The sequence below is a fragment of the Terriglobus albidus genome, from assembly GCF_025685425.1.
GTDB lineage: Bacteria > Acidobacteriota > Terriglobia > Terriglobales > Acidobacteriaceae > Terriglobus > Terriglobus albidus.
In genome coordinates this window covers 419,054-444,646 of sequence record NZ_JAGTAS010000057.1, presented here as the reverse complement: position 1 = coordinate 444,646, position 25,593 = coordinate 419,054, and the positions used below count along the sequence as shown (strand labels likewise).

Below are 25,593 nucleotides of genomic sequence, written 5' to 3'. Positions count from 1 at the left end.
TTCCTTTCGATGAAAACATCTGACCATCAGAATTCGGACTAATGTAGACTGAATTAGGTGGAAAAAGATGTGCCTCAGTGAGATGAAGGTGGGCCAGCACGGTCGTTTGGAGCGGGTCGATTTGCCGGAAGAAGTAGGCGATCATCTCGCTCATATGGGTTTCCTGCCCGGGGCAGGCGTCCATGTCCTGAGGCGCGCGCCCGGAGGCGATCCCACCGTCTATCGGGTTGATGGCATTGAAGTTGCATTGCGCCGTGAGACCGCCCGTCATCTCTTCATGACCCCCATCGAGAACGTTCAATGAGCTCCTGCTGTACCCCTGCGGAATCGAAAGCCGCCGTTCTGACGGCTCCTCCCCTGCCTGCGTCGCACAAGGGACAGATCCGCACAATCGCGCTCATCGGACCTCCGAACTGTGGAAAATCGACTCTGTTCAATCGTCTGACAGGACTTCGGCAGAAGGTCGGTAACTATCCGGGCGTCACCGTAGAACATCATTCCGGAAGGATGAAGGCCATCGGCCGCAGCGATCTCACCCTGATCGATCTTCCCGGGATCTACTCGCTCGCCACTTTTTCCGAAGACGCCCGCGTCGCCGTCGATGTACTGAAAGGCCAGATGCCTGGTGTTCCGGCGCCCGATGCCGTGTTGCTGGTGCTCGATTCCACTCACATGAACCGCCAGCTGATGCTGGCAGCTCCCATTCTCGCGCTCGGCCTGCCCACGCTGGTCATTCTGAACATGTCTGACGTGCTTGAGTCGCGTGGGGGCAAGGTGGATGTGCTTGCCATGGCCCGGGAGCTGGGTCACCCGGTCGCACTGATCTCCGCGGCGAAGGGTGTCGGGCTGGATCGCATTGCGGACTTCCTTAGCCAATACGGCAACTTCGAAGTGACCCGGCCCGGCGCGGTGAAGCTGCCCGTAATTCAGAGCGCTGATAGCTACCGGAAGTGGGCCACCCAGGTCAGCTCCCGTACGCAGTACCAGCAGCCCAATGCTCCTAAGTGGACGCGTCGTCTGGACCATGTGCTTTTGCATCGAGTCTGGGGACCGTTGATCTTTCTTGCGGTCGTGATCGCTGTCTTTCAGGTGGTCTTTGGCCTGGGACAACCGCTGAGCGAGGGCCTTGGGAATCTGCTGACAGGCCTGGGCGTGAAGGTTGCGGCTCTTCTGCCGGATGGCTGGATGCGCGCGCTTCTACGGGACGGTCTCTGGAACGGTGTACAGTCGGTCCTGGTCTTCCTCCCCCAGATTCTTCTGCTCTTCGCGTTTATCGGCATCCTGGAGGACTCCGGATATCTTGCCCGCGCCGCGCTGATCGCCGACCGCGTCATGCGTTCTATCGGTCTGAATGGGAAGGCTTTCATTCCGTTGCTCAGCGCGTATGCCTGCGCCGTTCCCGCGATCATGGCGACCCGCACCATTGAGAACAAGCGTGACCGCTTCGCTACCATTCTGGTTGCGCCGTTCATGACCTGTTCGGCACGCCTGCCGGTCTATACCCTAATCATCGCGGCCTTCGTTCCCGATCGGAAGCTGCTGGGTAGTTTCATCGGTTTGCGGGCCACAGTCATGCTGAGCCTGTATGTACTTGGCTTCCTGGCGGCACTGTTTACGGCCCGTGTGCTGAAGTCCTCATTGCTAAGGGCATCTTCGGCTCCGTTCATCCTGGAACTGCCACAGTACCGCTGGCCTACACTGCAGGGACTTGGCATCCGGCTCTACGATCGTGCGAAGCTCTTCCTGCGCAAGGCGGGAACCATCATTCTGGGAGTCACCTTCGCTGTGTGGGTTCTGAGTGTTCTGCCGGTACATGCCGGCCAGTTCTCTGCGCTGACGGATTCTGTCATTGGCCACGTCGGCCACTGGATCGAGCCCATCATCCGCCCACTCGGTTTCAACTGGAAGATCGGCATCGGCCTGCTCAGCTCCATCGTTGCACGTGAGGTGATTGTCGGCACGCTGGGCACGCTTTACGGTGTCGATCCGGAGACGCATGCACTTGGCTTGCAACAGGCGCTGCGCGGCGATATGACGCTGGGCGGGGCGCTGGCGCTGGTGGTCTTCTTTGCCTTTGCGCTGCAGTGCACCTCTACGATCATCATGGTCCGTCGCGAGACCAATAGCTGGCGTTGGCCTGCAATTCAGTTCACCTATATGACTGTCTTCGCATACACCGCAGCGCTGGTCACCAACCAGATCGTGAATCTGATCGCCCATTAAGCAAAACGCCCAGAGCGTATCATCAAACTCCTTCCGTCAGCGTTGCGAGCGCAAATTTGTTCAGAACAGGCGGCGGAAGGCGGTGGCGGGTCTACAGTCGGCTGACCACGAAGTCTGGGCGAATTTGCGTCCCAACCCGGAGGGCAGGGGCAGATTTTACCGATCTCTTCTGCGCTCGTCGTTCCCGTGGGCCAGCTACGGTTCTTCCCATTCCTAGAACTTGAAAAATCTGCTCCCGGCGCTGGCTCGCAGGAGTTTGATGGCACGACCTGGCTGCGCGAGGCTGTTTCGCAGCATCCTAGTTGGAGCATGAAGACCATCTTTCGCCCTGCACCGATTATCCGCCACGTCGAGCTCGACGTGGCCCATCTGGATGAGCACACTCGCAGCCGCCGGGGGCTCTTCACCGAGTGGATTGTCACCAATGGTCTTGGCGGCTATCTCTCCGGTACCGTGGGTGGCCTGAATACTCGTCGTTATCATGGCTGGTTGATCGCCGCCTTGCCCGCTCCGCATGGGCGCACGATGATGCTGAATGATCTGCGCGAGCGCCTGATCGTCGGTGGGCAATCCTATGCCCTGGACTGCGATGACCTGGTTCATAAGGACACTAGCGATCCCGTCAGTCCGTATCTCTCGGAATTCCGTCTGGAAAACGGGCTTCCGGTCTGGGTATTCCGCTGCGAAGGGAATGTGATTGAAAAACGTACCTGCATGGTGCACCTGCAGAATACGGTGTACATCACCTACACCCTGCTGGAAGGAGAGGGGGGACGCCTGGAGGTGCAGCCGGCGATGCACGTACGGTCGCATGACGGCTCGCTGGCGGGCCCACCACATGAGCAGTACCGTTGGACGGGAGTGGACGACGGTTTCGAATTGCATGTCGGCGACGATCTTCCAGTACTCAAGCTTGTCTGGAATTGCGAACATTGCAGCTTCCAGATGAAGACTGAGCGGCTCGACAAGCTTCGCTATCGCATTGAACAAGCTCGTGGTTATGACTGGGAGGGATCGCTCTGGTCTCCCGGAAGCTTCAGCGGGGAGTTGCGTCCCGGAAAATCGGCTTCCCTTACGGCATCGACTGAGGATTGGGAGAAGGTCCGGTCTCTCTCTCCTGGTGCGGCCTTTGCCACGGAATTGGAACGGAAGCGGCGCCTCCTGCGGACCGCGCCACCCGAAGCGCGGGAAGGATTTCCAGCAGAGCTGGTGTTTGCGGCAGATCAGTTTCTCATCACGCCGATGGGCCGCACTTCAGATCAGGTCCGTGCCCATGCCGTGGGAGATGAGATCCGGACCGTAATCGCCGGTTATCACTGGTTTACGGATTGGGGCCGCGACACCATGATTTCGCTGGAAGGGCTTACACTTTCCACCGGCCGCTATCGCGAGGCCGAGTACATCCTCCGGAGCTTCGGTAATTACATCCACAACGGTCTGATTCCTAACCTGTTTCCCGAGGGGAAAACCAGCGGTTTGTATCACACCGCCGATGCGACGTTATGGTTCTTCCATGCCATCGATCGCTATCTCCAGGCAACAAATGATTGGGAGACGCTTGAGTTTCTGCTGCCGAAGATGGTTGACGTCGCTGAGTGGCATCTGCGTGGCACCGATTTTGGCATCCATATCGACCAGAACGACGGTCTGTTGGTGCAAGGGCAGGATGGGTATCAGCTCACATGGATGGATGCCAAGGTCGGTGACTGGGTAGTGACGCCTCGCCGAGGCAAGGCCGTGGAGTTGAATGCGCTTTGGTACAACGCGCTTCGCCTCCTGGTGGAATGGCTGGAGGCGCTTGAGGATACCCGCGCAGACCGTGCTCGCTATCAGCAGCTAGCAACGCAGTGTCGCGACAGTTTCAATCGCCGTTTCTGGAATGGCGAGAAAGGCTGTCTCTTCGACGTGGTGGATACCTTCGAGGGAGGCGACGATGCGCAGATCCGGCCAAATCAATTGATCGCGATCTCGCTGAAATATCCCGTGCTGGATAAGTCGCGGTGGCAACCGGTCGTTGAACGCTGCATGCGGGAACTGCTTACGCCAGTCGGTCTGCGTAGCCTGGCGCGTGGTGAAAAAGACTATAAAGCTCGTTACGATGGCGACCTGCTGGCCCGGGATGCGGCATACCACCAGGGAACAGTGTGGGGGTGGCTGATCGGGCCTTTTGTGAATGCATGGATCAAGACTTTTCCGGAGCAGGCAGAGAAGGCGCAGGCGTTTCTCCATGGATTCGATCAGCACCTTTATGAAGATGGTGTGGGCACCATCAGCGAGATCTTCGATGCCGAAGAGCCCTTCACGCCACGCGGTTGTATGGCACAGGCATGGAGCGTCGCTGAGGTATTGCGGTGTGAGGTCATGCTGCGTCAGATGCGTTCGGAGAAGGACTCGCAGAAAGAACTGGAGAGCACCATCGGAGGCCGGTAACATACTTCGGCACAAAGCTTCCTGATCACCGCCGATCAGAATCTGCTTCGCTTCGATCTCGCGGCCGCGAAGAAGTGGTGCTCGGTAGGCGCTGGGCCATCTTCAGTAGACGTCCGTCGAAACAGCCCATCCGCCCACGCGGAACCAGCGATAGCCGTATGGCTCCATCTGGATGGAGTAGCGTCCATCTTCTTCCTCTTCGAGGAAGCTGTGCTCTTTCGACAGGATATTGATCAGGGGAGCGCCTGTTTCCGCTCCATCGCCGATGGTGTGTGGAGCTAAACGCAGGTCAATAGGATCGGCGCTGAAGTTGTGCAGCACGAGGGTGTGATTGCCGCGCCAGTCGTAACGGATGGCGAGAACTTCGTTACACCCGGTCTCGATGATCCGAAAGTCGCCCCAACCGATCTCGGGGGTCTCTTTGCGCACACGGATCATGCGTTCCATCCAATCCATCAGCGAGTTCGGATCGCGTCGTTGCTCGGAGACATTCACATGTTGATAGCCGTATGCGCCGTTTCGAATGGTATGTATCTTCGATCGCGGGGCCTGCGTAAAGCCGCCATGATGATCGTTGGTCCATTGCATGGCGGTGCGGGTGCTATAGCGCTCCGGTAGATCCAGGTTGTCTCCCATGCCGATCTCATCGCCATAACGCAGCACCGGGGTTCCAGGCAGGGAAAAGAGCAGGGAATAGGCGTGTTCCAGGCGTCTTCGATCTCCATGCAGCATCGGCGCCAGACGCCTGCGAATGCCGCGGCCGTAGAGTTGCATCTCTTTTTCAGGGCCAAAGGCCTGGAAGACCTTCCGTCGCTGAGCCTCGGTCAGGCGGCCGAGATCGAGTTCATCGTGGTTGCGCAGAAACGTGGCCCACTGCGCTGTTGCCGGACGAGCCTTTGTCTGCATCAGGGATCTCTGCAGCGGGCGTACGTCTGCCGTTGCCAGCGAGTAGAAGAGATGCTGGTTGACGTTGAAGTTGAACATCATCGACAGACGCTCACCGGCCTCACCAAAGTACTGCATATCCGCCGAGGGCAGTACGTTCGCTTCGGCCAGAATGATGGCGTCTCCCTTGCGCCAGCTAAGAAATGCGGCAAAGTTGCGCAGCATATCGTACTGCTCTACCGGACGGGTTACATCGGAGCCTTTGGTCGCAATGACGAAGGGAACGGCGTCCATGCGGAAGCCGGAGACGCCCAGTTGGATCCAGAAGCCCATGATCTTCAGAATCTCGGCCTGCACCGCTGGATTTGCGGTGTTCAGATCCGGCTGAAAGTCATAGAAGCGATGAAAATAAAACTCTTCGGCCATTTCATCGTAAGTCCACGTTGTCTGTTGCACGCCAGGAAAGACCATGCCGCTATTGGCATTTTTCGGCTTCTTCTTCGACCAGATGTACCAGTCGCGATAAGGAGAGTCGGGGGCGCTGCGCGCAGCTTTGAACCACGGATGCTGGTTGGAGGTGTGGTTGACGACTAAGTCGATCATCACTCGCATGCCACGCTGTGCGCAGCCATGGGCAAACTCCACGAAGTCGCCCAGCGTTCCATAACGCGGATCTACGCTGTAATAGTCCGTGATGTCGTAGCCGTCGTCTTTCTGCGGAGAGCTCTGAAAGGGCATCAGCCAGATGGCGGTAACACCCAACCCCTGCAGGTAATCCAGACATTGAATCAGGCCGCGAAAGTCGCCGATGCCATCACCATTGCCGTCCAGGAAGCTCTCGACTGAAAGGCAGTAGACAATGGCGTTCTTATACCAAAGGTCGTTAATCATCCGTTCTGGTTAGATGCCGGCTTTGCCACAAAGCGAAACGGACACCGATCGGTGTCCGTTTTCGAATCTTGATGGTGCGCCCGGAAGGAGTCGAACCTCCGACCTAATGATTCGTAGTCATTCGAGCGTGGGAGAATGTGCACCATTGAAGACCCTTTTCTTTCAAGCACTTGTAATATCCGTTCCTACTGAACGAGAGGTGTACTGTGGCGTAAATTGTGGCGTGAAGCCTCGGCTACGACTTCGGCACGGTCTCGGTTTATCTTATTGATGGCATCCCGGGCTGCAACTGCATCCGGGTGGATGTACTTCATCGTCGTGGTTCCGCGATGATGGCCACCCAGTTGTTGAACGATCTTAGGATTCCCTGTTTCCTCCATGACGTTGGTCAGTGAGGTATGGCGGGCGCTATACAGAACAAGGTGCTCGGGCAGGTTAGCATCCTTTTTCGCACGGTTGAACTGCTTATCGATGGTGGTGAGGTGGCCGGATTGACTAACCCGTCCGTTCTTACCGCTGCTTGGAAAAAGCCACTTAGCATTCTTCGGTAGAGATGCCAGTCGCTTCGCAATCGCTTCGAATACGCGATCTGTCATAGGGACCCAAGTGTCGGATTTCCTGACTTTACCTCGGCGCCGGAAAATAGCCTTCCTGAACATGTCAACGTCGCCACGTTCCAGGCTGATCCGCATCACTTCGCCGGGCCTGAAGCCCATATCGAAAACGACAAGAGCCACATCCGTCAGTGGTTGATTGGCATGATGCAACAAGGCAGCTTCTTCTAAGGGATTGAACGTGCCGGTTCGCTCGTTCTCCACCTTCTTTACCAGGTCTGGCTGGGCGAGAAGATATTTTTTCTTCTTCGCTCGGCCGAGGATGACACTGAGAGTCCGGATTGCTTTGTTGGCGTTAGATGGACCTGCGGGGAAGGAAGTCTCACTGACAATGTCTGCATCGATCTCATCGATCCGCATGCCGGCAATGTCGGTCTCCAGCAGCATGGTTACGCCGCCTTTGTAGTAATTCCTGGTTGCCTTCGACTCGTAGGTTTCGATATAGCTCCGGAACTCCTGCTCAATGAACTCCCGAAGCAGAGGGATTTTGCGGAAATGGACCGGCAGTTGCCGTTCCAGGATCTTCGTTTTTAGTTGGTCTTCAAAGAGCTCCGCTTTTTTCTGATTGCGTAGACGTGTCGACCCACGATACCGGCGTTTCCGGATCGTAAAGTCGTACCACTTGATTCCATTGCGATCAAAGATGGACAAGTCTTGCCTCCACGTTCGCTCGTGCGGAAGGGACGTGTTCACGATCGCGCATGTACTTATGTACATGGTCTTCAGAATAAAGCACCTTGCCCTCCGTTTTGGAATATTTTGGCCCGACCCCGCGATATCGCCACTGGGCCAGCGTGCCCTTTGGTGTGCGGAGAAGCTCTGCGGTTTCATCGGTTGTAAGGTAGCGCGGCACCGGCATGTACCCCCACATCGGTATACATAGGTATATAGCGAAAATCTTTTGAAATTACAAAAGAAAATTTCTTGTTGACAGGCAACCATTCCTCGCCTAAGGTTGCAGTCACCTACTTATGTATACCCACATCAAGCCATTGACTAAGAGAGAAGAAGAACTCCTCCGGGTCGCCTCCTCGTATCAGGCTTCCTATGGCTTCATGCCGACGTATGAGGAGATTGCTGAGTCGATGGACGTGGGCAAGGCTTTCGTCCAAAGCTTGGTGAATCGGCTCACAGGTAAGGGGTACATCCAGCGTCGGCACGGTGCCCGCCGTTCCTTCCGTATAAACCCGGAAGGTCCTAAGGTTCATCCCGGCACGACTCCGAGCCGCGATCGCTTCGTCCGGTGGGTAAAGAAGGTGGGACACAGCAGTCTCGCCCGCCAAATCGGGACTACTCGGTACGTTGTCCATTCATGGACAAACAGCAACGCGGACCGTCCCAAGCCGCCAAGTATGGCCTTCGCCACCAAAATGGTAGAGCTCTCAAGACAGCACCAGCTTCCAGACGGCCCGTTGACCTTCGAAGACATCTACGACGGCACCACAGGCCTCCGTGGCCAGACGCGTTCCGTCGAAGTACCTCCCCCAGCACCACAAATCACTGCAGGGGCCTCCGCCAATGCGTAGCTCTTTTTCTCATCTGCCTGCCCGGAAGATCCTGGGTACCCCGTCGTGGGAACCAGCCTACCGCCGTACACCAACCTTCCGTGATCGCCACCATGTCATTGTTGACGCCGCTCTTGCGATAGCTGGCATGCTCGTAGGCCTCGCCTGCGCCGTCATGGTCACCCTCGGTATCTGGCTGGTTACGGAGACCTTCGGCAAATGAACACCACCCGAACCGTTGGCCAAATCGTGGCGTCCCTGCCGGCAGCGATGATGCGCATGCGTAGCGGCATCCTGATCAATGCCTTTGATCCGGATCCGAACGACATTCTGGTGGAGGACATCGCCTACCACCTGTCCAACATCGCCCGTTACGGCGGAGCCAGCCGGTACGTGGTCGCTCAGCATGTCTGCCTCGGTGCTGACTATCTGGCCAGCCTCGGCGAATTCTCCATGGCTTACGAATTCCTGCACCACGACGACACCGAAGCCATCCTGGGTGACATCGTCGGACCACAGAAGCGTACAGAAGCCTTCGAGATGTACCGGATGATCGAGGACCACGTCGGCACCATCTTTGCTCACCGCTTCGGTCATGCTTTCCCGAAGAGCCGAGTGGTCGACACGATCGACAAAGCCATGCGCGTCAATGAGCAGCGGGACATCTTCGGCATCAATCCGCTGGATTGCTCAGACGGCCGCATAGCTCTCGAGCTCGGCGCACCCATTGAGATCTGGTCGCGGGAGCAAGCAGAGCAGGAATACCTTGCCCGGCACTTCCGGCTCTACCACTCCGCATCGAGGGCCAGCCTGCAGGAGGCGCTTCATGGCTAAGAAGATCGCCAAAACTCAGCTTCGTGAAATCTATGTGGGCGGCCTTCGTTCCCAGCGCTGCATCTGCGGTAAGCCGAAAGCGCGGCGTGAAGCCTTCTGCACGAAGTGCAAGGCAGCACTGCCAAAGCTGACGAAGGCCGGCATCCTCGGCGACAACGTCGACAGCGGAGCAGAGTCCTACTCGGATTCGGTGAAGTGGCTGGAAGAGAATGCTTACCTCGCTGATGGCGCCCATGCTGGGACATTCGGAGGCAAAGCGTGAGAGCGTACACCCATCTTCAGATTATTGGAGCTTCGACGGTTGTCATGCGTGCTGCGGAAAATGCCGTGCGTGAGATAGTCGCCTCGACAGGAAGGCCTCCGGTTCTGATCGACGAGAGTGACAGTGCCTTTGTTTGCTATGAAGGCAATGCTGTGATCGGTCTCGCCGTTGTCCGCTGGTGGGCGGATGAGTTGCTCGGCTACATCACTCTTGCCTGGGTGCATCCTGACTACCGCAAGCAGGGCATTTACAAGGTCCTTCATGGTGCCGTCGTGGTTGGCTGCAAAGCTATGGGATTCAAGAAAATTGGAGCCGGAGTAGCCCTTTGCAATGACGTTTCAAAATTGACCCATGAAGCGCTGGGCATGAAGCAGGTCGCCGTCATGTACGAGATGGAGGTGCCGGCATGAGGTTCTTCCCGCGTAGGCCAAAAATGGCGGAGCCGCACCAGGTGATCGAGTCGATCGAGAACCGTATCGAAGACGTCACGGCGCCGGGCGGCTACCGACTCGTACTCGAAGGTGCAGCCTATGAAGCACAGCGTCTGCGGGTATGGAACCGTGACGGCGGTAAGTGCCGGGCCTGTGGCAAGGAAGTACAGTTGCACGCCCTGAAGCGTAACGGTGTGGTCACTCAGAAGCCGGCAGAGGTCCACCATATCTACCGCCGCGGCATGGGCGGAGCAGACCGCAATGACCGACTCTTCAATCTGATCCTCTTCTGCTGGAAATGCCATGAGGCCGTAGAGCAGAGGCGAATACTGATGGAGAACATCCGTGGCATATACGTCATTTTCTGGCGTGAGGTTCGATGGCTGGCTGCCACAAAGGCAGATGCGATGGAGGTGGCGAATGGATGACGTAAAGAATCCCGACCTTCTACGTGTTGAACAGGTAGTTGCGGCTGTGATGGCTGGACTTGAGTTGGAGTTTGATATCGGGTGCCGGCTCACCTTTGTGATGAGAGACCCGCGAAGTATAGACGCGTACTTGGTAGTAACCAGAGAAAGCGATTTAGACCTCGTGATCGATACCCTCCAGCGATCCAAGGGTCAGCCATCGACCTATATGAATGGAAAGGCGGTATCGAATGGATGACGTGATTGTAGACCGCCGCCTACCGTGTGAGGTGTCTAGGGTAACCCTGAAGGAAATCCTGGACGCGGCGATAGCTGATGGTGAGCTCACCGCAGAAGAGGTCCGACAGAAATACGCGGATCTGGTTGAGGACCGCATGGTCCGGATGGGTACGAGGGTCTGATGCGCTCAACGCTTGCCCAACTCGTACTTGTAGCCCGCATGACCTCGGCTCTACGGCCAAGTTACCGGGCAGTACTGGACGCATTGTGGGAGCGTAAGCCCTTCGGGGCAGATCAAGCGATGAGCTTGGCAGATGTACAGGAGTGGTGCCGGTCACACGGAGTTGAAATCAGTGACCGGGTAGTGAAGGCAGCAGTGAAGGAGTTGATAGAGGTCTACCGGGTACCGATCGGAGCCCGCCGGCAAGCACCATGCGGCTATTACCTGATCGTCAGCCCGGAAGACATTCAGAAGGCGCTTGACCCTTTAGTGGGTGAGATTCGGTCTTTGGTTCAGAGGTGTAAGGCACTCGACCCGGACACGGTCTACATGCGCCAGTTGTACGGGCAGTTGGAAGTTGAGTTTGGCGCTACGGCGCAAGGGATGCAGCCAAGCTAATCGGCAATGGCTGCAAGAGGGGAACGGTTGGGGTATGTGTGTGCAGGGGGATCCTGCAACGGGTTCGTAGGTTACCTCATGAAACAAACCCGAGTGTTCCCGGGAACTGAATGGTCGAGGCATGGTGTGCAGGGAGATCCTGCGACGGCGTTTAGGGCTCATGAAACACCTTGGCCATTCACTCAAGGAAAGGTTCGAAGGCGATGCCGAAGTGGCGGGTTGAGTTTTACGGAGATGTCGAGGTCGAAGCGGATAGCGAGATAGAGGCGGAGATCTACGCCTCGGACAAGTTCCGTCCTGGACAGCATTGCCGGGCAGAGTTGATCGAGGGTGAAGTAGAGCCCGAGTAACCCAACAAAGTTGGCGAAGCAACACCGCTCCGTGGAGCGGACAGGTGAAGTGTGTCTCAACGTTCCACGCGGAACTTTACGTGGAACAGAACGGAGCAAGAGATGGTGGACAGAAAGAAAAAGACGTGCTCGTCATGCGGTGGAGACCGTGACCGTCCAGGTCAGGCACTGTGCCGCAAGTGCCACAAGGCCTACATGAAGGGCTGGCGCCGGAGCCATGTATCGATTTCACGGGAAGAGCTTGAGCGTCTCCGTAGGAGTGCAGCGTAATGGCACTCGGATACTGCATCCCCTGCGGGCAGAAATCAATACCAGTTAGAGCAGTTGCTCTCATCGATGGCGACCCAATGTGCGCCGGGTGTATTCGCACAGTCGGGCAGGTGCCGCGTCCGGAAGAGCCGAAGTCTGAGCCGGAGCCAAAACCGGTGGAGATGTGTACACGCGGCTGCGGTCTGCCAACACATCGCGGCCTATGTAAGGGACAGAAGCACGCACCTCGACCTGCGGCCGTAAAGGTACCGGAAATAGAGAAGCCACAAGAGCCAACACTTGTGGACGGAAAGAAGGTGAAGGTAAGGATGGACATCCTCGTCGCAAAAGAGATCGATATCACCGCGGTTCCTGATACCACTCCCACCGCGCAGCGTGCGCCACAGGGTCGTCTCGGCGAACTGCTTGAAAGGCTGAAGGGTTTGGCACTGAAGAAAGCGCTTGAGGTTCAGTGCCGCGACATCCACCACATCCGCCAAACGAAGCGGGCAATTCAGAAGTCTGCAAAGCGGGTCGGAATGCAGATCGACTGCCGCCAGGGCGTGAAAGCCCTCTACGTCTGGAAGACGGCCGAGTGGAAGGAGGCGCGATAGCCATGGCAGAAATCAACTGCAAACTCTCGCAGGCGTTGCTCCGCAAAGTAGAGCTCGCTCACAAGCTGGCATACCGCTGGGCCAAAGAGGAGATTGAGAGCGAGTGCGCCATGATTCAGACCGAGATTGGTCGCTGGTTCAACCTGGACGACTGCATCTGCGAGTCGGATGAGGCGATTGCCGAAGCTGTCGAATACCTCGAGCTGATGGGTTTGCTGGAACGGCATCCGGAACACCGCAACTTGGTGATTGTAGCGGATGCCGTTCCGGCTGCGCCGACATCGGCAAAGAACTCGTGGATTGATCCGGTGGACGAAACTGCTGCTGAAGTGAAGCGCACAGCGCTGGCTGAGGAGTTCATCTCCACATACATCGCTCCGTCCTGCCTAGACGACGATACGAAGACGCTGGTGGCTGGCAATGTCCGCGGCTTCTTCTCGTGGATCCGCTATCGGGGAGCGTTCGTTGATCGCTTTTACCGCCAGGTGCTCGTGTCGCAGTGGTGCCGGAATGCATTTGGAGTTGAAGCGGCGACCCACCTCCCGCAGCGTGGTATTCGCTTGCTCGAAGAGTCGTGCGAGGCTGCCCAGGCAGCAGGCGTGGACATCTTCATGGCTCATCGCTTGGTGGATTATGTGTGGTCCCGTCCGGTGGGCGAACTTTCGCAGGAATTGGGCGGAGTTGGGGTAACACTCCTGGCGATCGCGGCAGCCGCTGGTATGAGCGCAGATGACTGCGAGGCAAGGGAAGTGTCCCGTGTGCTGGCGAAGCCACTGGAACACTTCGCGAAGCGAAACGCAGAGAAGAACGCCGCCGGCTTCAATGCTGTACCCCTTCAGCCTTAGACCTCAAGAGTTGTAGCACCCCAAACGAAAGGAAGTACCTGCCATGCCTACGCAGCACCATGACGGTTTGCCGGATAGGCTAACTCTCTCCAACATCGCGGACGGCGCGCTGTACGAGTTGCTCGATCGAGAGCTCAAGCGCGTTGCCGAGAACATCAACGATCCCAACACCTCCGAGAAACAGAAGCGGAGAATCACTGTCAATCTCGAGTTTGCTCCGTATCCGGACCGCACTGGTGCTGCTGTGAGCACCAGCATCAAGTCCACCCTGGCTGGCGTGAAGGCCGTGGAGTCGACGATGTACATCGCCAAGAAGAACGGCGAGTGGCTCACCTTCCCGAAGAACACGAAACAGACGGAGATTCAGTTCGGCATGGCCGACGCCGTCACGGCGGACGAAGCCACCAAGGCGAACTAAGCAACACGGGCCCCTCACCCATAACCCGCAACGCGCCGCGTGCGCAGAAAGAGCAAGAGCATGGCAGACGTAACAGCAGAGTTTGTACAGAAGATTCTCGACCTGGCACCAGTCGAGCGGTTCACCATCCATGGACTGGAATACTCCGACACCAAGTTGAATCTGGTGGCTCCGCCCACCATCGACAACATCGCCATTGGCACTCTGAAAGGTTTTGTTGACCTGCTGGAGGCGGACTTCGAAGGCTTCCAGAAAGATGCGGTGCTGATCCACGTTGTCTCTCACGACAAGGTGCGGTTCATCGCGAAAGGCAGCGATGGCTATGGTCGCCGGCAGACGTTCATTGAAGCCACGGCGCAGAAGGGGGAGAAGGAGTTCAAGTTCGACACGTATTACTCCGTCGAAGACTTCAATATCTCTCTCCGCGCCCTCTTCGTGCAGTCTCCGGAGCTGGACGATCTGATTTCACTGGCGTCGAAGATCACACAGGCCGACGAGAACCGGATCGACGATGACGGTATCTCTCAGAAGGTGACGGCCAAGACAGGTGTTGGCCCGCTGGTTGGAGAGCGTGTCATCAAGCCCACCGTGAAACTGAAGCCTTACCGGACCTTCCGTGAGGTCGATCAGCCTGCCAGTGAGTATGTCTTTCGCGTAAAGCAGATGACCAACGGTGCCATTGGCTGCGCGCTCTTTGAGGCAGACGGAGGCACCTGGAAGTTGACGGCAATATCCACCATCGCCGACTGGCTTACCAACCGCATCAAGGGCTCCACCACACCTGACCTCAGCAGCATCCCGGTCATCGCGTAACCATCGCGGCCCGGACACAAACCGGGCCGCTTCACATCGCAAGGGATCTATGGCTACCAAAGACACCAGCCTGTTTGTGAAGCGAGATGCGACATTCTCGCCATGCCGCCGGTACCGCTACACGTTGACGATTGTGTGGGACGACTCCAAGCCGTTGGCCGCGTTTATCGGCTTGAATCCTTCCACGGCCGACGAGGTGCAAGATGATCCGACGATACGCCGTTGCCGGGACTTCGCCGCGCTGTGGGGTTGTGGCGGCATGGTGATGCTGAACCTCTTCGCATTCCGCGCCACAGATCCCAACGTTATGAAGGCCGAGAGGGAACCGATAGGCGAAGGGAACACATTAGTCGAGTTGGTCACAAAGTTTGGTGTTACCGGCCCACTGGTCGCCGCATGGGGTAAGCACGGCCGTCATCTTGACCGCGGTGCGCAGGTGAAGACTCTGTTCTCGCTCACTGGACGTGATCTGCAATGTCTCGGGCTGAATAAGGATGGCTCTCCAAAGCACCCGCTGTACTTGGCGAAGGTGACCAAGCTGCAGCCCCTGGAGGTAGTCCTTTGAGACAGCTATCTCCGTTTGTGCCATTCCTTGTCGAGTGTAACGTCATCGATCTCCGCACTCTTGAGAACGGCGTACACGATACCGACAGACACACCAGTTGGCGTTTCTGCCCGTTCAGCCAAACCCATGTTATAGGCATCGAAACCTCCCACACCCCGGTTTGGGTACCACTTGAACCATTCCCGCTTGGTTCCATCAAGGGCGATGGCCTGCAATTCCGCGCCGGGCGGATTGCTCTGCACTTCCCCGAGTTTGAGCGCGACTTCAATTTCCATGGCGGAAGCCTATCACCCCAGAGGGCGAAATGAGCAATATCGAGTGGACAGGAGAGACCTGGAATCCTATCGCCGGCTGCACGCCGATTAGCCCCGGCTGTGTGAACTGCTACGCCAAGAAGATGGCCCATCGCTTGGCGCTAATGGGGCAAACGAAGTATCAGGGCCTAACGATTCTCCAGGGAAAACACGCGTACTGGACGGGAAAGATAGCGGAAGACCGCAAAGACAAGCTCGTGGGACCGCTGGCGCGGAAGAAGCGGACCATCTACTTCGTGAACTCTATGTCTGACCTTTTTCATGAGAGCGTCACGGATGAGCAGATCGATCGCATCTTCGCGGTGATGGCGTTGACTCCTCAGCACACGTATCAGGTGCTGACAAAGCGGGCCGATCGGATGCTGAAGTATCTGAGCCTCGAAAATCCCAGATACACCGCCCGTAGGGTGTTTGATGCGGCGGAGAAGATCAACCCGCGGCAAGGGTACCGTTTCGACTGTGATATCTACTGGCCCCTGGATAATGTCTGGCTGGGCGTATCGGTTGAGAACCAGCACTATGCCAATCTTCGCATTCCAGATCTGTTGCGGACCCCAGCGGCGGTACGGTTCATATCGGCCGAACCACTGATTGAGCAGATCAACCTAGACGAAATAGAGTTGCCATCCCAGTACAACCTCACAATTACAGTGCCGGGAACTATCAGTGCCCTTACACGGGACCATGAGGATCGTTTCTACCAGGCACCATCCTCCCTTGACTGGGTCATCGTCGGCGGGGAAAGCGGGGTTGGAGCTCGCCCGTTCAATGTTGAGTGGGCATACCGCATCGTGCAGCAGTGCAAGTCGGCAGGTGTGCCGGTGTTTGTGAAGCAGATGGGGGCCAAACCATATCAGACGCATGGCGAGAAGCCCTACGGGTTATGGAGTGGCATCCGCACAAAGCCTGTGCGCCTAGAAGATCGACTCTGCCACACAATCGGCCTGAAGCATCGGAAAGGTGGCTTGATGTCGGAGTGGCCGGAAGCGTTCCGTGTTCGGCAGATGCCGGAGGTAGCTCGTGGCTGACGCCCTAAGTCTCCCGCACAACCTTTCTCGCGTCCTTATCGTGCCGCATGCCGGCGAAGGTGACATGCCGCAGGTGCTCACTCTCCGTCCATTCCAGGAACTCAATCTGAGCGACAGCCTCGGGCCTGAGCCAGACACATTCCTTCATCTTGGCAGCGGTGAGACCATCACCCCATCTTCCAGCAGCCTTCTCCGGCAGGTTGGTGAATGGACAGACGTCAGTGCGAAGCCCCTTGAGCTCAGCAAAGACCTGCCGGCGGCTGGCCGGGACAAAGCCATTGCGAACCCGGCCGCAGTAACGCAGTTTCCCGCCTCTGTAGAAGCCAATGACGAGAGCATCAATGCCGTAGTCGCCGGGAGTGTATCCTCCGATGACAAACTCCTGCGCCAGGGTGATGCGCTTCTTCTGCCATGCGCCAGTGCGCAAGCCTGCCTCGTAGGTGCTGGAGAGTCGTTTTGCGACCACGCCTTCAAGAGAGTGTTTCCGAACAAGGTCCAGGACTATGGCGAGAGGGAGACGCAGTCCTTCAGAGAGTTGAAGGTGGCCCGTGGATTTGATGAGACTCTCGAGCCCCGCCCGCCGTTCACCAAGCTTACGTTTGAGAAGCGGGCTGTAGTCCAGATACAGCAGGTCGAAGGCGTAGAAGACGGTCGGAGCGTTCACACTTCCCCGATTCTGAAGCAACTGGAAGCTGGGAATACCTTTGTCAGTCAAAGCACAGAGCTCACCGTCGATCACACAGCCGAAGGGCAGGCTTTCAGCTGCTCTAACAATGTCGGGGAACTGACTGGTCAGGATCTTTGCGTTCCGAGAGAGGATTCGAACGCCTCTGCTGTCGTGACTGATCTGAGCCCGGTATCCGTCCAGCTTGACCTCGTAAAGCCAGTCGTCTCCCTCGGGGAGGGAAGCAGCGGGCATGCACTCCATGGGAGGAGTGAACGGGATGAGGTATCCGGCCATCGTTGGGTCGATGCGGCAAAGGTAGCACAGCGCTTCCGTGAAACTCCGATTGATGTGCTGCGGGAGCTCATTGGCCATATGCAGGCTGATGAGCTCCAGGTGAAGGTGTCGGCGGACGTTACCGGCGGCCTACGCGGTGATTCTGTCCGCCTGGTGCTGACCGTGTCAGAGAAAGAGCGGGTGCGCTGATGCCGTCATGCAACGCGCTTGCCCAGCGCCCTACGGACGGCATCAGCCGAGACGCCATGCAGCTGTACGAGATGACGCAGCCTGTCTTCGGTAACGCCGAGTTCTTTGGTCCAGTAGCGAACCTCCCAGTCTTCATTGACGTTGATCCGGGTTCGGTCCTGTGGGCCTCGATCTTTGAGATTGTCTGCCATAAATCACCTCGACTACTGGGATGGATGGCAAGTTGTGAGGGTTGGCTAAACCTGGTCCTCTGTGTTCGCAAATCGTTAGATAGAATCCGGTTCAGCGGCAAGCTGCGCTGGATTGGAGGTGAGTTTTAGATGGGCGATACGGAAATAACTATGACGTTCTCGCAGTTGGAACTGGACGACATCTTCGGGCTGTTGGTTGATGAATTGGCTACCAAAAAGGATGAAGCATCCCGCTCTCTGGCTGAAGAGCATCGGTTTCATTTATTGCTAGATAAGCTTCATGGCAATGTTTCGACAGGTGCGCAACTGTACTTCGACGAACGCTTCGGAGGTGCTAAGTGAGCAGCTCCGCAGATATCTGGATGCCCCTCTATATAGGGGACTATCTGGCTGATACGCAGCACCTCACTGCCGAGGAGAGCGGGGCATATCTGCACTTGCTCATGCACTCCTGGAAGAATGGGCCGCTGCCGGCGAGCCTAGATGTTCTCCGGCGCATTGCGAAGGTAGAGAAAGATGCTTGGAGCAATGCTTGGAGCACTCTCCAAGCATTCTTCAAGCAATGCCCGGACGGTACTTACATACAGGAACGGCTGGAAAAAGAGCGGGCTGAGTGGAACTCAAAGAAGCTGAAATCCGCCGAAAAAGCGCAAAAAGCGGCCAATACTAGATGGAAAAATGCTCCAAGCATTGCTCCAAGCAATACACAAGCAATGCCCGAGCAATGCCCTTCACCATCACCTTTACCAGTAAATCTCCCTCCTAACGGGGGAGATTTACCGCACGCGCGCGGGGCGCGTGAAGAACTCCCCCCTTCGCAACCGCTTCCGGCCATCAAGCCGCCAGAGCAACGCACCCAAGCTGAGACCGACAGCCTTGAGCCGCCGCAGGTAGCCCACGCTCTGGCAGAGAAACTATCCATCCCGCTTGTGGGCTCCACGCACCACGTTGTCTCCGAGGCTGTGCGCCTGTTCGCCGCCGAGACGAAGACGACACCGCACGCGGCCGGCATGGTGATCTACCGCGCCGCCCTGGAAGCGAGAAAGCGAGCGGTGGAGGTAAACCGGTTCTGGTTCGAGGACGGCAAGTGGCGCACACCAACAGCAAGCGGAGAGCCGATAGTCGGCATGCGACTGGCCAAGCCATCGGCAGAGGAAACCGCCGAGAGAATGGCACGCCAGGCCGCAAACGAACGCGTGCTTGAGGGAGCCGATCGCGCAGCTGGTCTATCCGCATGGCAGCAGGTGAGCGCGGCATTGCGGCAAGAGGCAAACGCCCAGAGCTTCGCAACTTGGGTGAAGCCCCTGCGGCCAGAGGGCGTGAAGGAAGGCCGGTTGATACTCCGTGGTCCAAACGAGCACTTCGGGCATGTTCCGCAGCAGTTCAACTTCGAGCGGTTCCTGCCGCAGGGTGTCACGGCAGTGCAAATGATCTTCGGGGAGGCAAGCGCATGATCTTAGCGGGATTCGCAGCTATCGCGGTTACAACGGCTTTTCTTTTGATGATTCTGAATCCGTCCGAACGACCACCTACTTCTAGGCAAAGAAGGAGATGCCCCTTATGTCTCCGAACAGATTGCATCGCCGGAGATTGGGACGCGGAATGCCGTTGGAGGGAGAGCGCATGAGACCGAAAAAGAATGTCCTGCTGTTCCACCCAAACCCAGCAGAGGCCGGCAGGCTTCAATTCATCTTTGAGACGCGCCTCTTCGTGCTCATGACGCTGGTCTCCGATGTAGCCACACTCGCGAGCTTCCTGCGGCGTGAGTATGACTCCGAGTACCACTGGCTTGTCATGGTCTACCGGGAAGGCGCCGACCTTTCCGCGCATGTCGAGCTCATTGCCAACCGGCCGGAGACGCTGAAGCTTCTGGAAGTCTTGCCCGAGCCGTGCGCGTTTGAACTCCCGACCAGGCCGGACCGGGTAGCCGTTTCAAGGGACATGGCTGGCATTCAGCTGGCAATGAACACACTACTGGCGCGTAAGCGTGGACCAAAGAAGCCGATCCTTATGCCGGTGCCACCACCAACAGCAGCGATCGAGGAAAGGGCAACAGCGTAATGGCGGCAAAGGGACAGATAGCAATAATTAAGTTGGACGAGGGTACGTATTACGACCTGCGGAAGCTGGCGCAGTTGGCGACGAACGCCACGGCAAAGCGTCAGCGGTGGGTGCGGGATGTCGAGACGCATGTCCTTCACCGGCTGACGACAGGAATCTTGGAGCAGACCAATGAACAGTTCCGGGAACAGAACAAGCGCAAGCTGGCCGCCGAAGGCTTGACGCAGCAATTCGGTAATGGCGCGCCCGGAAAATCGCGGCAATAACTTATTTCGATTTTGAGAGTTTGTTCACTGTGTCTACAAATCTGCGCCGATCCGATATCTCCGCCTGTAGGTTCTCAAAGACGTAGGTAAAAACCGTCCGTATCTCATCAGCGATCGCAATACATTCCAGCTCGCTCAATCCATGTAAGCCCTTGCTCACATATCTGAAAAGAAGATCCAAAGGGTTGACATCCCCAACTCGGAGGTTTTTAGGGAATACAGAACCTGCGATTTTTAGCTTTGTTTCATACGGCGTGTACTTGTCGGCATCGATAGCCTTCCGCATCTTTGCCACTGTTTCAGATTTAACGTGGTGTGCCTCAGCGAAGGCGGCAGCGACTTCGATCAGTTCGTTCGTTTTATCTTCCACAATACGGCGCATGTATCCAACAGCTGCCAACCCAAAGCCAGAGTTTCGGCATATCATCGCCTTTCGATATAACTCGACGGCATCTTCACCAAGATTTTTCTCGAGCTTTTGGGGAATAACGATACGAGGAGCAGGGAACTGTCCCACCTTCATAACGTCGGTGAGCACGGGGATAGTTGGAACCTTGAAGCCGCGGGAGAAAGATGACGGTACTGTTGCTACTGGTCGTTCTTCCTTACCTATTTCCCTATAGACAACTGTCAATGTCATCTTTCTGCACCGAAAACAGTGATAAGCGACGGATTTGATCGTTTCGTCTGGCGGGGTCCCGCGACTCGCTCCCGAGCCCAGCGGAGTCTCTGAATAGACCAAGAACCAATCAGTTGTAGCTTTGCACTCACCGGAACAGTGGAAGGCAATTCTGTCTGGAACCTTGAATTCCTCGGTCTTCACGGTGACAAAAAGAGGGGAGGTCGTCAAAAACTCCTCCGGGGACAAGCGTTTCGGATTCTCAGTTTCCTGGGTGCTAGGTTTTTGCTTGTTTCGATCTTCAGTCATGGGATGGCAAATAGTATGCCGCGTGGAAGGCCGTAACAGCAATCTCCCTGGGACCAGGCAAAGACCATCCGTATGCGGAAAGGTGGGGCGAGCTAGTGATGTCTCCGCGGTGGTTCATCACCCGGGACACGCTTCACGCTGATGCCGCGCTCGAGATCAAATTCCCAGTAGTCCCGATCTATCGGATCTAGTGTCTGCCAGAAGGCATTGGCATCTTCCAACAGGTACCGCACATACTCGCGGTCGGACATGCCTTCCTTGCGAAGGAGCCTCTCAGCCACCATTGCGTTAGCCTTTGCGGTGTTATGAATCATCTGCATTGGGCCGGGGACCTGGCCGAGAGGTAAACCGAACATTTCGTCGAGCACTTCATCCCACACCTGCGCGGGGATACCGAATGGCTTCAAGGGCTCATAGACAGTCGCGTAGGTTTCGACAGTTCCGGGCTTACGCTCTTTCTTTGGTTGCAGACTCTCGAAGGTTTCCCGGCACGTCGGGCAGTACACCATGTGAACCTGAAGGAGCGCCCACTCCTCTTCTGAAAGCTGCTCTACCGGAACGGAACAGAAGTCTAAGAACGATTTGTGCATCGCTTCAGTGACCATCGTTGCCTCCTGCGGGTGGTGTGAGCATCTCAGGTCCATTGTTACGCACGTTGTTCACTGCGGGATTGGCCTCGTGCATCTCCATTCCCTCCGACTCATAAGGTCGGAGCAGGTCCAAGGGAAGCTGCTCCGTCTCTCCGCGGTCGAGCCAGCGATCATAGTCCCGCCGGTGAAGAATGACTGGCATACGGGAGTGAATCTGTGCCATGAGCTCGTTTGCATCCGTCGTCACAATGGCGAACGACTGGAGCCAGTGATCCTCTGCATCCTTCCAGGCATCCCAGAGGCCTGCAAAGGCGAACATGCTGGCGTCCGTGGTCTCAAAGACATATGGCTGCCGCGGCTTCGGAGCGTTCTCTGGCCACTCATAAAACGCTGATGCCGGAATAAGACAACGGCGTTTTTTGAAGGGTTCGCGCCAAGTCTTAGATTTCGTGATGCTCTCTGCCCGGGCGTTGATCGTACTCAGCCCTTTGATATCTGCCAGATCCTTTGTGAAGAAGGGAATCAGGCCCCACCGAGCCAGAACAATCTCTCGCTCACCCGTATCTCGGTTCTCGCGGATGATGGGCTGGTGAGTGGTCGGCGCGACGTTATAGTCGGCATCTGGCATGGGGAGTTCGCCCGCCGGCTTCGCATTGAAGGCCTCGGCGATTTTCTGTTTCCCGGATTTCCTCACATAACGGCCACACATAGGACGGTAGCTACTCCTCCTTGAATGGTGGTGGATATTTGCGTTGCAACTCTTCAATTTGCTCCGCCGCTCCGTCTGCGATCCATGTGGTTCGAATCCTCGTCTCTTCTGGAGAAAAACGCGAAGACTGATAGACTTCCTGTTCTACGGTCTTCAGCCGATCCGGAGGGATCGCAGCTTCCGTTTTGCCGGAGAACATGTCCGATGTCTTTCCTTTTACCCATCCATTGGGTGTCAGATGGTACTCCCAGATAAATCGATCGACTGCCATTTAGACCTCACAATTCATTGCAGTGCGGACATTGTCCGACGTGGCGAGTATAAGCATTCCAGAGTGGATCTGCTGCAATGAACTCGTCTACCTGGTCAGCCCATGCCAGTAAGCGCAAGACGTGCGCGGCAATCTCCGGATGGGCATCGGAGAAGTGCTTCAGGAGCTCCATGCCGGTATCGCACGCCGGCAGCTCCTCGATCGACCATTGATCGTTGAATTGGTTCTGCGTCATTTCTTCTCCAGCTTATCTGGGACTTTACGGAACACTCGATTGAAGATCTCGTGTGCTAGATCCACGGATTCATCAATGGCGTGGCTGGTGGGAAGCACCCGGACGTTCACCTGCTTTTCCCTAGCCAATCTAATGCCAGCAATCAGGCAGGCGCCGAGGTAGATCATGCCTCGGTTGATTCTCGGAAGGTGGGCATCCGGATCGAACACGAATTCATTATAGGCGAAGTAAAAGCGAAAATTAAAATAGTGAAAAATCCACGGATGAGTGATATAAGTTTCGTCATATGAAGAGCTTGGATGAGATTCTCAACAATTTCGAAACGTCCCATGCTGAACTGACAAAAGCACGCGCACAAGAAAAGGAGGCGAGGGAGCGAAAGCTAGATCGCTTCGAGTGGGCTCTCCAATCCCTCCAAACGAATATTGCTAACGCGGTAAAAGGCCGTACGGCAGGTGGACATGGATTCGCAACCAACCCGCCACCGAACTGGTATGTGAGCCTAAACTATCTCGCTCTCAAGATAACCTCACACGATGCTGGTAACGCGATCGCAAGAGTCGCGGTTGAGAGCACTATTCGCCAACCCGCTGCATCATCCACTAAAAGCATATTTCTGACTTATGACGGCGACCAATGGGACTTTCAGGATCATGAATATCCTGGGCCTCTACCGTCCGGCGAAATGGCGAATGTGTTGATTGAGCACTTTCTGACCTGCTATTTGGAAATCCAAAGCCAACGGCCGCTTTCGTAAGCCTGTCTTTTCACAAAAGACAATAGTTTCAGGCTGATGCGCTACCTAGTATGGCGGCATGCAGCTTGGGATCAGTGCCGACACAAAGGGGTTTGAGCAGACTCTGGAAGGCTGGGAACGTGACAAGTTCCCAGCCGCCACTGCTAAGGCCCTGAATGGTGTTGCCGTGCTGGTTCGCCGGGCTGACCGGGCAACGATGGGCGTCAGCTTCGATCGGCCGACCCCATACACAATGAACTCGGCCTACTTCCAGGCCGCGACAAAGACAAACCTCACAGCGACCGTCAACCTGAAGAGTGTCGCCAGCAAGGGTGTGCCGCCATCGACCTATCTCCTGCCGCAGGTGGAAGGCGGCAGCCGTGCCGCCAAGCCTAGTGAGATCGCATTCCGTCGTAAAGGCATCCTGCCCGGCGGGATGTTTTGGGTGCCAGGCTCAGGCGCCAAACTCAATCGATATGGCAACATTCAGCCGTCGCTGATCACACAGATCATGAGCGCGACTGGTTCGCATTGGAAGGCTGGCTACGACGCCAACCGCACGACGCGATCGATGCAGCGCAATAAAAAGCAGATTGATATCTTCGTTGGCCGGCCAGGTGGTGGGCATGGACCTTTGGGCGTGTGGCAGCGCATGGCTGATGGTGAGCTCAAGCCGCTGCTCATCTTTGTAGACCATGCCGACTATAAGGTGCGCCTACCATTCGGCCAGATCGCACGCGAGGTCTATCAGGCCAACTTCGCACGCCTACTGAATGAGGCGATGCGTGACATGCTGATCCTTAGTCCGTCGCTCGGTGGTGGCCAGTGATCACCATTGTTCCCTGCGAATTGGCTGAGGCGAATGCGTTTGTCTCACAACATCATCGCCATCATGGACCACGCGTCGGTCACAAGTTCAGCATTGCGGCGGAGTGTGATGGAAAGGTGATTGGCGTTGCTATCGTCGGCAGGCCAAACGCAAGAGCGTTGCAGGACGGATTCACTCTTGAGGTCACGCGCTTAGCCACGGACGGTACTAAGAATGCATGCTCAAAGCTATATGCGGCTGCATGGCGTGCTGCCAGAGCAATGGGCTATCGCAGGCTGATCACCTATATCTATGCCTGTGAGCCTGGCACAACACTCACAGCATCTGGGTGGAAGCTCGTAGGTCAGGTGACAGGTAGATCATGGAGTTGCCCATCACGCCCGCGAGTGGATACAGCACCGTTGCAGGACAAGCTTCGATATGAGGTGAGCGTATGAGCACCTCGCCAATAGAGAAGGTGTCCATGGACAGACGTGTCCGTGGACGGGCGCCTTGCCTAATAATCGGGGGTCCTTCCGGCGACCGCTCGATTTCGGGTAATTCGAACCCCGACATACGTCTAGACGAGAACCAAAAAAGTGAGGCTTTAGTTTAGTTTCGCGAGTTGTGAATGATGGAAAAGTCAGCAAAACACGGATCGGAACGGCGCCATGGCGGCCAAAAAGAGGAGCGCTAAGGGTGAGAAAAAGGATGCGCCGAAGCTCGTTTCTGTACGAGATCTGTGTTGGCTGCTTGCTGGTCAGGATCAACCCCCGCTCAGCGAGATGCGAATCTCTCAACTCGTCGCCGAAGGTATGCCGAAAGCTGCCCGAGGGCAATACGACCCAATCGTCTGCATGCACTGGTACCTTGGCCGGCTCCGCCCATCGGTTCAGCGAAAGCAAACAGAGGGAACTGATGGAAAGCCTCGCAATCTATCGGATGAGCGTGCCCGCCTTACAGCCGCACAAGCCGATCAGGCCGAGATGGATCTCGCGGAGCGACGCGGACAGACTGTACCGCTCTCGCTATACCGGGAAAAACTCACAACCTGGGCTTCCGTGGTCACGCAACGTCTCGCCGCGCTCCCCACGAAACTCCCCGACAAACT

The 25,593-nt window shown here is 56.6% G+C and carries 38 protein-coding genes and 1 pseudogene; 27 read left to right on the top strand and 12 right to left on the bottom strand.

The window, feature by feature from the left end:
• The first annotated feature begins 67 nt into the window (after positions 1-67).
• The 3 genes from OHL21_RS18215 (at position 68) to OHL21_RS18205 (ending at position 4,653) form a co-directional block, all read left to right on the top strand.
• Positions 68-304, top strand: coding sequence for a FeoA family protein (locus tag OHL21_RS18215; protein ID WP_263418717.1), 237 nt, complete (start codon positions 68-70; stop codon positions 302-304).
• Positions 301-2,223, top strand: a complete 1,923-nt coding sequence (feoB, locus tag OHL21_RS18210) for a ferrous iron transporter B (RefSeq protein WP_263418716.1) — start codon at positions 301-303, stop codon at positions 2,221-2,223. The genes OHL21_RS18215 and feoB overlap by 4 nt, the downstream gene beginning before the upstream one ends.
• Before the next feature lie 309 nt (positions 2,224-2,532).
• Positions 2,533-4,653 carry an amylo-alpha-1,6-glucosidase gene (locus OHL21_RS18205; RefSeq protein ID WP_263418715.1) on the top strand — a complete coding sequence of 707 codons (2,121 nt, stop codon included), beginning with the start codon at positions 2,533-2,535 and terminating at the stop codon, positions 4,651-4,653.
• Between the two features lie 102 nt (positions 4,654-4,755).
• Here the strand turns inward: OHL21_RS18205 and OHL21_RS18200 are convergent, their stop codons facing one another.
• The 3 genes from OHL21_RS18200 to OHL21_RS24555 all read right to left on the bottom strand — a co-directional run bounded on the left by OHL21_RS18200 (position 4,756) and on the right by OHL21_RS24555 (position 7,902).
• Positions 4,756-6,429 (bottom strand): alpha-amylase family protein, encoded by a 1,674-nt coding sequence (locus OHL21_RS18200; protein ID WP_263418714.1) that lies wholly within the window; start codon positions 6,427-6,429, stop codon positions 4,756-4,758.
• A 185-nt stretch (positions 6,430-6,614) separates the two neighbouring features.
• Positions 6,615-7,430 carry a tyrosine-type recombinase/integrase gene (locus OHL21_RS18195; protein WP_263418713.1) on the bottom strand — a complete coding sequence of 272 codons (816 nt, stop codon included), beginning with the start codon at positions 7,428-7,430 and terminating at the stop codon, positions 6,615-6,617.
• Positions 7,431-7,680: 250 nt separating this feature from the next.
• Positions 7,681-7,902 (bottom strand): helix-turn-helix domain-containing protein, encoded by a 222-nt coding sequence (locus tag OHL21_RS24555; RefSeq protein ID WP_399258875.1) that lies wholly within the window; start codon positions 7,900-7,902, stop codon positions 7,681-7,683.
• Positions 7,903-8,014: 112 nt separating this feature from the next.
• Here OHL21_RS24555 and OHL21_RS18190 point away from each other — a divergent pair, with 112 nt between their 5' ends.
• The 15 genes from OHL21_RS18190 to OHL21_RS18120 all read left to right on the top strand — a co-directional run bounded on the left by OHL21_RS18190 (position 8,015) and on the right by OHL21_RS18120 (position 15,195).
• The gene (locus tag OHL21_RS18190) at positions 8,015-8,569 is read left to right on the top strand and encodes a LexA family protein (protein ID WP_263418712.1); all 555 of its coding nucleotides are present in this window, start codon (positions 8,015-8,017) and stop codon (positions 8,567-8,569) included.
• Entirely contained in the window at positions 8,562-8,771 is a 210-nt protein-coding gene (locus OHL21_RS18185; protein ID WP_263418711.1) for a hypothetical protein, read from the top strand. The genes OHL21_RS18190 and OHL21_RS18185 overlap by 8 nt, the downstream gene beginning before the upstream one ends.
• The gene (locus OHL21_RS18180; protein WP_263418710.1) at positions 8,768-9,382 is read left to right on the top strand and encodes a hypothetical protein; all 615 of its coding nucleotides are present in this window, start codon (positions 8,768-8,770) and stop codon (positions 9,380-9,382) included. Before OHL21_RS18185 ends, OHL21_RS18180 begins: the two co-directional genes overlap by 4 nt.
• A complete protein-coding gene (locus tag OHL21_RS18175; protein ID WP_263418709.1) occupies positions 9,375-9,644 on the top strand; it encodes a hypothetical protein in 270 nt (89 codons plus the stop codon). Before OHL21_RS18180 ends, OHL21_RS18175 begins: the two co-directional genes overlap by 8 nt.
• Complete coding sequence (locus tag OHL21_RS18170) at positions 9,641-10,054, top strand: GNAT family N-acetyltransferase (protein WP_263418708.1); 414 nt, start codon at positions 9,641-9,643, stop codon at positions 10,052-10,054. The genes OHL21_RS18175 and OHL21_RS18170 overlap by 4 nt, the downstream gene beginning before the upstream one ends.
• On the top strand, positions 10,051-10,503 hold the full coding sequence (locus OHL21_RS18165) for an HNH endonuclease (protein WP_263418707.1): 453 nt from the start codon (positions 10,051-10,053) through the stop codon (positions 10,501-10,503). Before OHL21_RS18170 ends, OHL21_RS18165 begins: the two co-directional genes overlap by 4 nt.
• Complete coding sequence (locus OHL21_RS18160) at positions 10,496-10,741, top strand: hypothetical protein (RefSeq protein WP_263418936.1); 246 nt, start codon at positions 10,496-10,498, stop codon at positions 10,739-10,741. The genes OHL21_RS18165 and OHL21_RS18160 overlap by 8 nt, the downstream gene beginning before the upstream one ends.
• Complete coding sequence (locus tag OHL21_RS18155) at positions 10,734-10,904, top strand: hypothetical protein (RefSeq protein ID WP_263418706.1); 171 nt, start codon at positions 10,734-10,736, stop codon at positions 10,902-10,904. Before OHL21_RS18160 ends, OHL21_RS18155 begins: the two co-directional genes overlap by 8 nt.
• Entirely contained in the window at positions 10,904-11,341 is a 438-nt protein-coding gene (locus tag OHL21_RS18150; protein WP_263418705.1) for a hypothetical protein, read from the top strand. Before OHL21_RS18155 ends, OHL21_RS18150 begins: the two co-directional genes overlap by 1 nt.
• Before the next feature lie 203 nt (positions 11,342-11,544).
• On the top strand, positions 11,545-11,691 hold the full coding sequence (locus tag OHL21_RS18145) for a hypothetical protein (protein ID WP_263418704.1): 147 nt from the start codon (positions 11,545-11,547) through the stop codon (positions 11,689-11,691).
• A 551-nt stretch (positions 11,692-12,242) separates the two neighbouring features.
• Positions 12,243-12,554 carry a hypothetical protein gene (locus OHL21_RS18140; protein ID WP_263418703.1) on the top strand — a complete coding sequence of 104 codons (312 nt, stop codon included), beginning with the start codon at positions 12,243-12,245 and terminating at the stop codon, positions 12,552-12,554.
• A 2-nt stretch (positions 12,555-12,556) separates the two neighbouring features.
• A complete protein-coding gene (locus tag OHL21_RS18135; RefSeq protein ID WP_263418702.1) occupies positions 12,557-13,399 on the top strand; it encodes a hypothetical protein in 843 nt (280 codons plus the stop codon).
• A 43-nt stretch (positions 13,400-13,442) separates the two neighbouring features.
• Entirely contained in the window at positions 13,443-13,817 is a 375-nt protein-coding gene (locus tag OHL21_RS18130) for a hypothetical protein (RefSeq protein ID WP_263418701.1), read from the top strand.
• A gap of 60 nt (positions 13,818-13,877) precedes the next feature.
• On the top strand, positions 13,878-14,630 hold the full coding sequence (locus tag OHL21_RS18125; RefSeq protein WP_263418700.1) for a hypothetical protein: 753 nt from the start codon (positions 13,878-13,880) through the stop codon (positions 14,628-14,630).
• Between the two features lie 49 nt (positions 14,631-14,679).
• On the top strand, positions 14,680-15,195 hold the full coding sequence (locus OHL21_RS18120; RefSeq protein WP_263418699.1) for a DUF1643 domain-containing protein: 516 nt from the start codon (positions 14,680-14,682) through the stop codon (positions 15,193-15,195).
• A 5-nt stretch (positions 15,196-15,200) separates the two neighbouring features.
• Here the strand turns inward: OHL21_RS18120 and OHL21_RS18115 are convergent, their stop codons facing one another.
• Positions 15,201-15,470: a hypothetical protein gene (locus tag OHL21_RS18115; protein WP_263418698.1), complete on the bottom strand. Its 270-nt coding sequence runs from the start codon at positions 15,468-15,470 to the stop codon at positions 15,201-15,203.
• A 29-nt stretch (positions 15,471-15,499) separates the two neighbouring features.
• On the opposite strand from OHL21_RS18115, the gene OHL21_RS18110 reads away from it, so the two are divergent.
• Positions 15,500-16,537: a DUF5131 family protein gene (locus OHL21_RS18110; RefSeq protein ID WP_263418697.1), complete on the top strand. Its 1,038-nt coding sequence runs from the start codon at positions 15,500-15,502 to the stop codon at positions 16,535-16,537.
• A gap of 4 nt (positions 16,538-16,541) precedes the next feature.
• On the opposite strand, the gene ligD is transcribed toward OHL21_RS18110, so the two are convergent.
• Together ligD and OHL21_RS18100 are read right to left on the bottom strand one after the other, a co-directional pair.
• Entirely contained in the window at positions 16,542-17,576 is a 1,035-nt protein-coding gene (gene ligD, locus OHL21_RS18105; RefSeq protein WP_263418696.1) for a non-homologous end-joining DNA ligase, read from the bottom strand.
• Positions 17,577-17,692: 116 nt separating this feature from the next.
• Positions 17,693-17,878, bottom strand: coding sequence for a DUF3606 domain-containing protein (locus OHL21_RS18100; RefSeq protein ID WP_263418695.1), 186 nt, complete (start codon positions 17,876-17,878; stop codon positions 17,693-17,695).
• 129 nt (positions 17,879-18,007) lie between these two features.
• Between OHL21_RS18100 and OHL21_RS18095 the strand changes: the two genes are divergently transcribed.
• From OHL21_RS18095 to OHL21_RS18080, 5 genes and pseudogenes are all read left to right on the top strand, one after another.
• Positions 18,008-18,220, top strand: a complete 213-nt coding sequence (locus OHL21_RS18095) for a hypothetical protein (RefSeq protein ID WP_263418694.1) — start codon at positions 18,008-18,010, stop codon at positions 18,218-18,220.
• A 20-nt stretch (positions 18,221-18,240) separates the two neighbouring features.
• Positions 18,241-18,471: pseudogene (locus OHL21_RS24550) on the top strand (YdaU family protein); the annotation flags it as partial.
• Positions 18,472-18,807: 336 nt separating this feature from the next.
• The gene (locus OHL21_RS18090; RefSeq protein ID WP_263418693.1) at positions 18,808-19,332 is read left to right on the top strand and encodes a DnaA N-terminal domain-containing protein; all 525 of its coding nucleotides are present in this window, start codon (positions 18,808-18,810) and stop codon (positions 19,330-19,332) included.
• A 169-nt stretch (positions 19,333-19,501) separates the two neighbouring features.
• Complete coding sequence (locus tag OHL21_RS18085; protein WP_263418692.1) at positions 19,502-19,939, top strand: hypothetical protein; 438 nt, start codon at positions 19,502-19,504, stop codon at positions 19,937-19,939.
• Positions 19,939-20,205 (top strand): hypothetical protein, encoded by a 267-nt coding sequence (locus OHL21_RS18080; protein WP_263418691.1) that lies wholly within the window; start codon positions 19,939-19,941, stop codon positions 20,203-20,205. Before OHL21_RS18085 ends, OHL21_RS18080 begins: the two co-directional genes overlap by 1 nt.
• 1 nt (position 20,206) lies before the next feature.
• On the opposite strand, the gene OHL21_RS18075 is transcribed toward OHL21_RS18080, so the two are convergent.
• The 6 genes from OHL21_RS18075 to OHL21_RS18050 form a co-directional block, all read right to left on the bottom strand.
• Positions 20,207-21,055 (bottom strand): hypothetical protein, encoded by an 849-nt coding sequence (locus OHL21_RS18075; RefSeq protein ID WP_263418690.1) that lies wholly within the window; start codon positions 21,053-21,055, stop codon positions 20,207-20,209.
• A gap of 170 nt (positions 21,056-21,225) precedes the next feature.
• Positions 21,226-21,738: a hypothetical protein gene (locus OHL21_RS18070; RefSeq protein WP_263418689.1), complete on the bottom strand. Its 513-nt coding sequence runs from the start codon at positions 21,736-21,738 to the stop codon at positions 21,226-21,228.
• On the bottom strand, positions 21,728-22,432 hold the full coding sequence (locus OHL21_RS18065) for an SOS response-associated peptidase (RefSeq protein ID WP_263418688.1): 705 nt from the start codon (positions 22,430-22,432) through the stop codon (positions 21,728-21,730). Before OHL21_RS18065 ends, OHL21_RS18070 begins: the two co-directional genes overlap by 11 nt.
• 10 nt (positions 22,433-22,442) lie before the next feature.
• Positions 22,443-22,703 (bottom strand): hypothetical protein, encoded by a 261-nt coding sequence (locus OHL21_RS18060; protein WP_263418687.1) that lies wholly within the window; start codon positions 22,701-22,703, stop codon positions 22,443-22,445.
• Positions 22,704-22,710: 7 nt separating this feature from the next.
• Complete coding sequence (locus OHL21_RS18055) at positions 22,711-22,938, bottom strand: hypothetical protein (protein ID WP_263418686.1); 228 nt, start codon at positions 22,936-22,938, stop codon at positions 22,711-22,713.
• Positions 22,935-23,105 carry a hypothetical protein gene (locus OHL21_RS18050; protein ID WP_263418685.1) on the bottom strand — a complete coding sequence of 57 codons (171 nt, stop codon included), beginning with the start codon at positions 23,103-23,105 and terminating at the stop codon, positions 22,935-22,937. The genes OHL21_RS18055 and OHL21_RS18050 overlap by 4 nt, the downstream gene beginning before the upstream one ends.
• A gap of 119 nt (positions 23,106-23,224) precedes the next feature.
• Here OHL21_RS18050 and OHL21_RS18045 point away from each other — a divergent pair, with 119 nt between their 5' ends.
• From OHL21_RS18045 to OHL21_RS18035, 3 genes are read left to right on the top strand one after another with little or no spacing between them, the layout of a single operon-like run.
• Complete coding sequence (locus OHL21_RS18045) at positions 23,225-23,695, top strand: hypothetical protein (RefSeq protein WP_263418684.1); 471 nt, start codon at positions 23,225-23,227, stop codon at positions 23,693-23,695.
• A gap of 58 nt (positions 23,696-23,753) precedes the next feature.
• A complete protein-coding gene (locus OHL21_RS18040) occupies positions 23,754-24,503 on the top strand; it encodes a hypothetical protein (RefSeq protein WP_263418683.1) in 750 nt (249 codons plus the stop codon).
• Entirely contained in the window at positions 24,500-24,940 is a 441-nt protein-coding gene (locus tag OHL21_RS18035) for an XF1762 family protein (RefSeq protein WP_263418682.1), read from the top strand. Before OHL21_RS18040 ends, OHL21_RS18035 begins: the two co-directional genes overlap by 4 nt.
• Positions 24,941-25,593 lie beyond the last annotated feature (653 nt).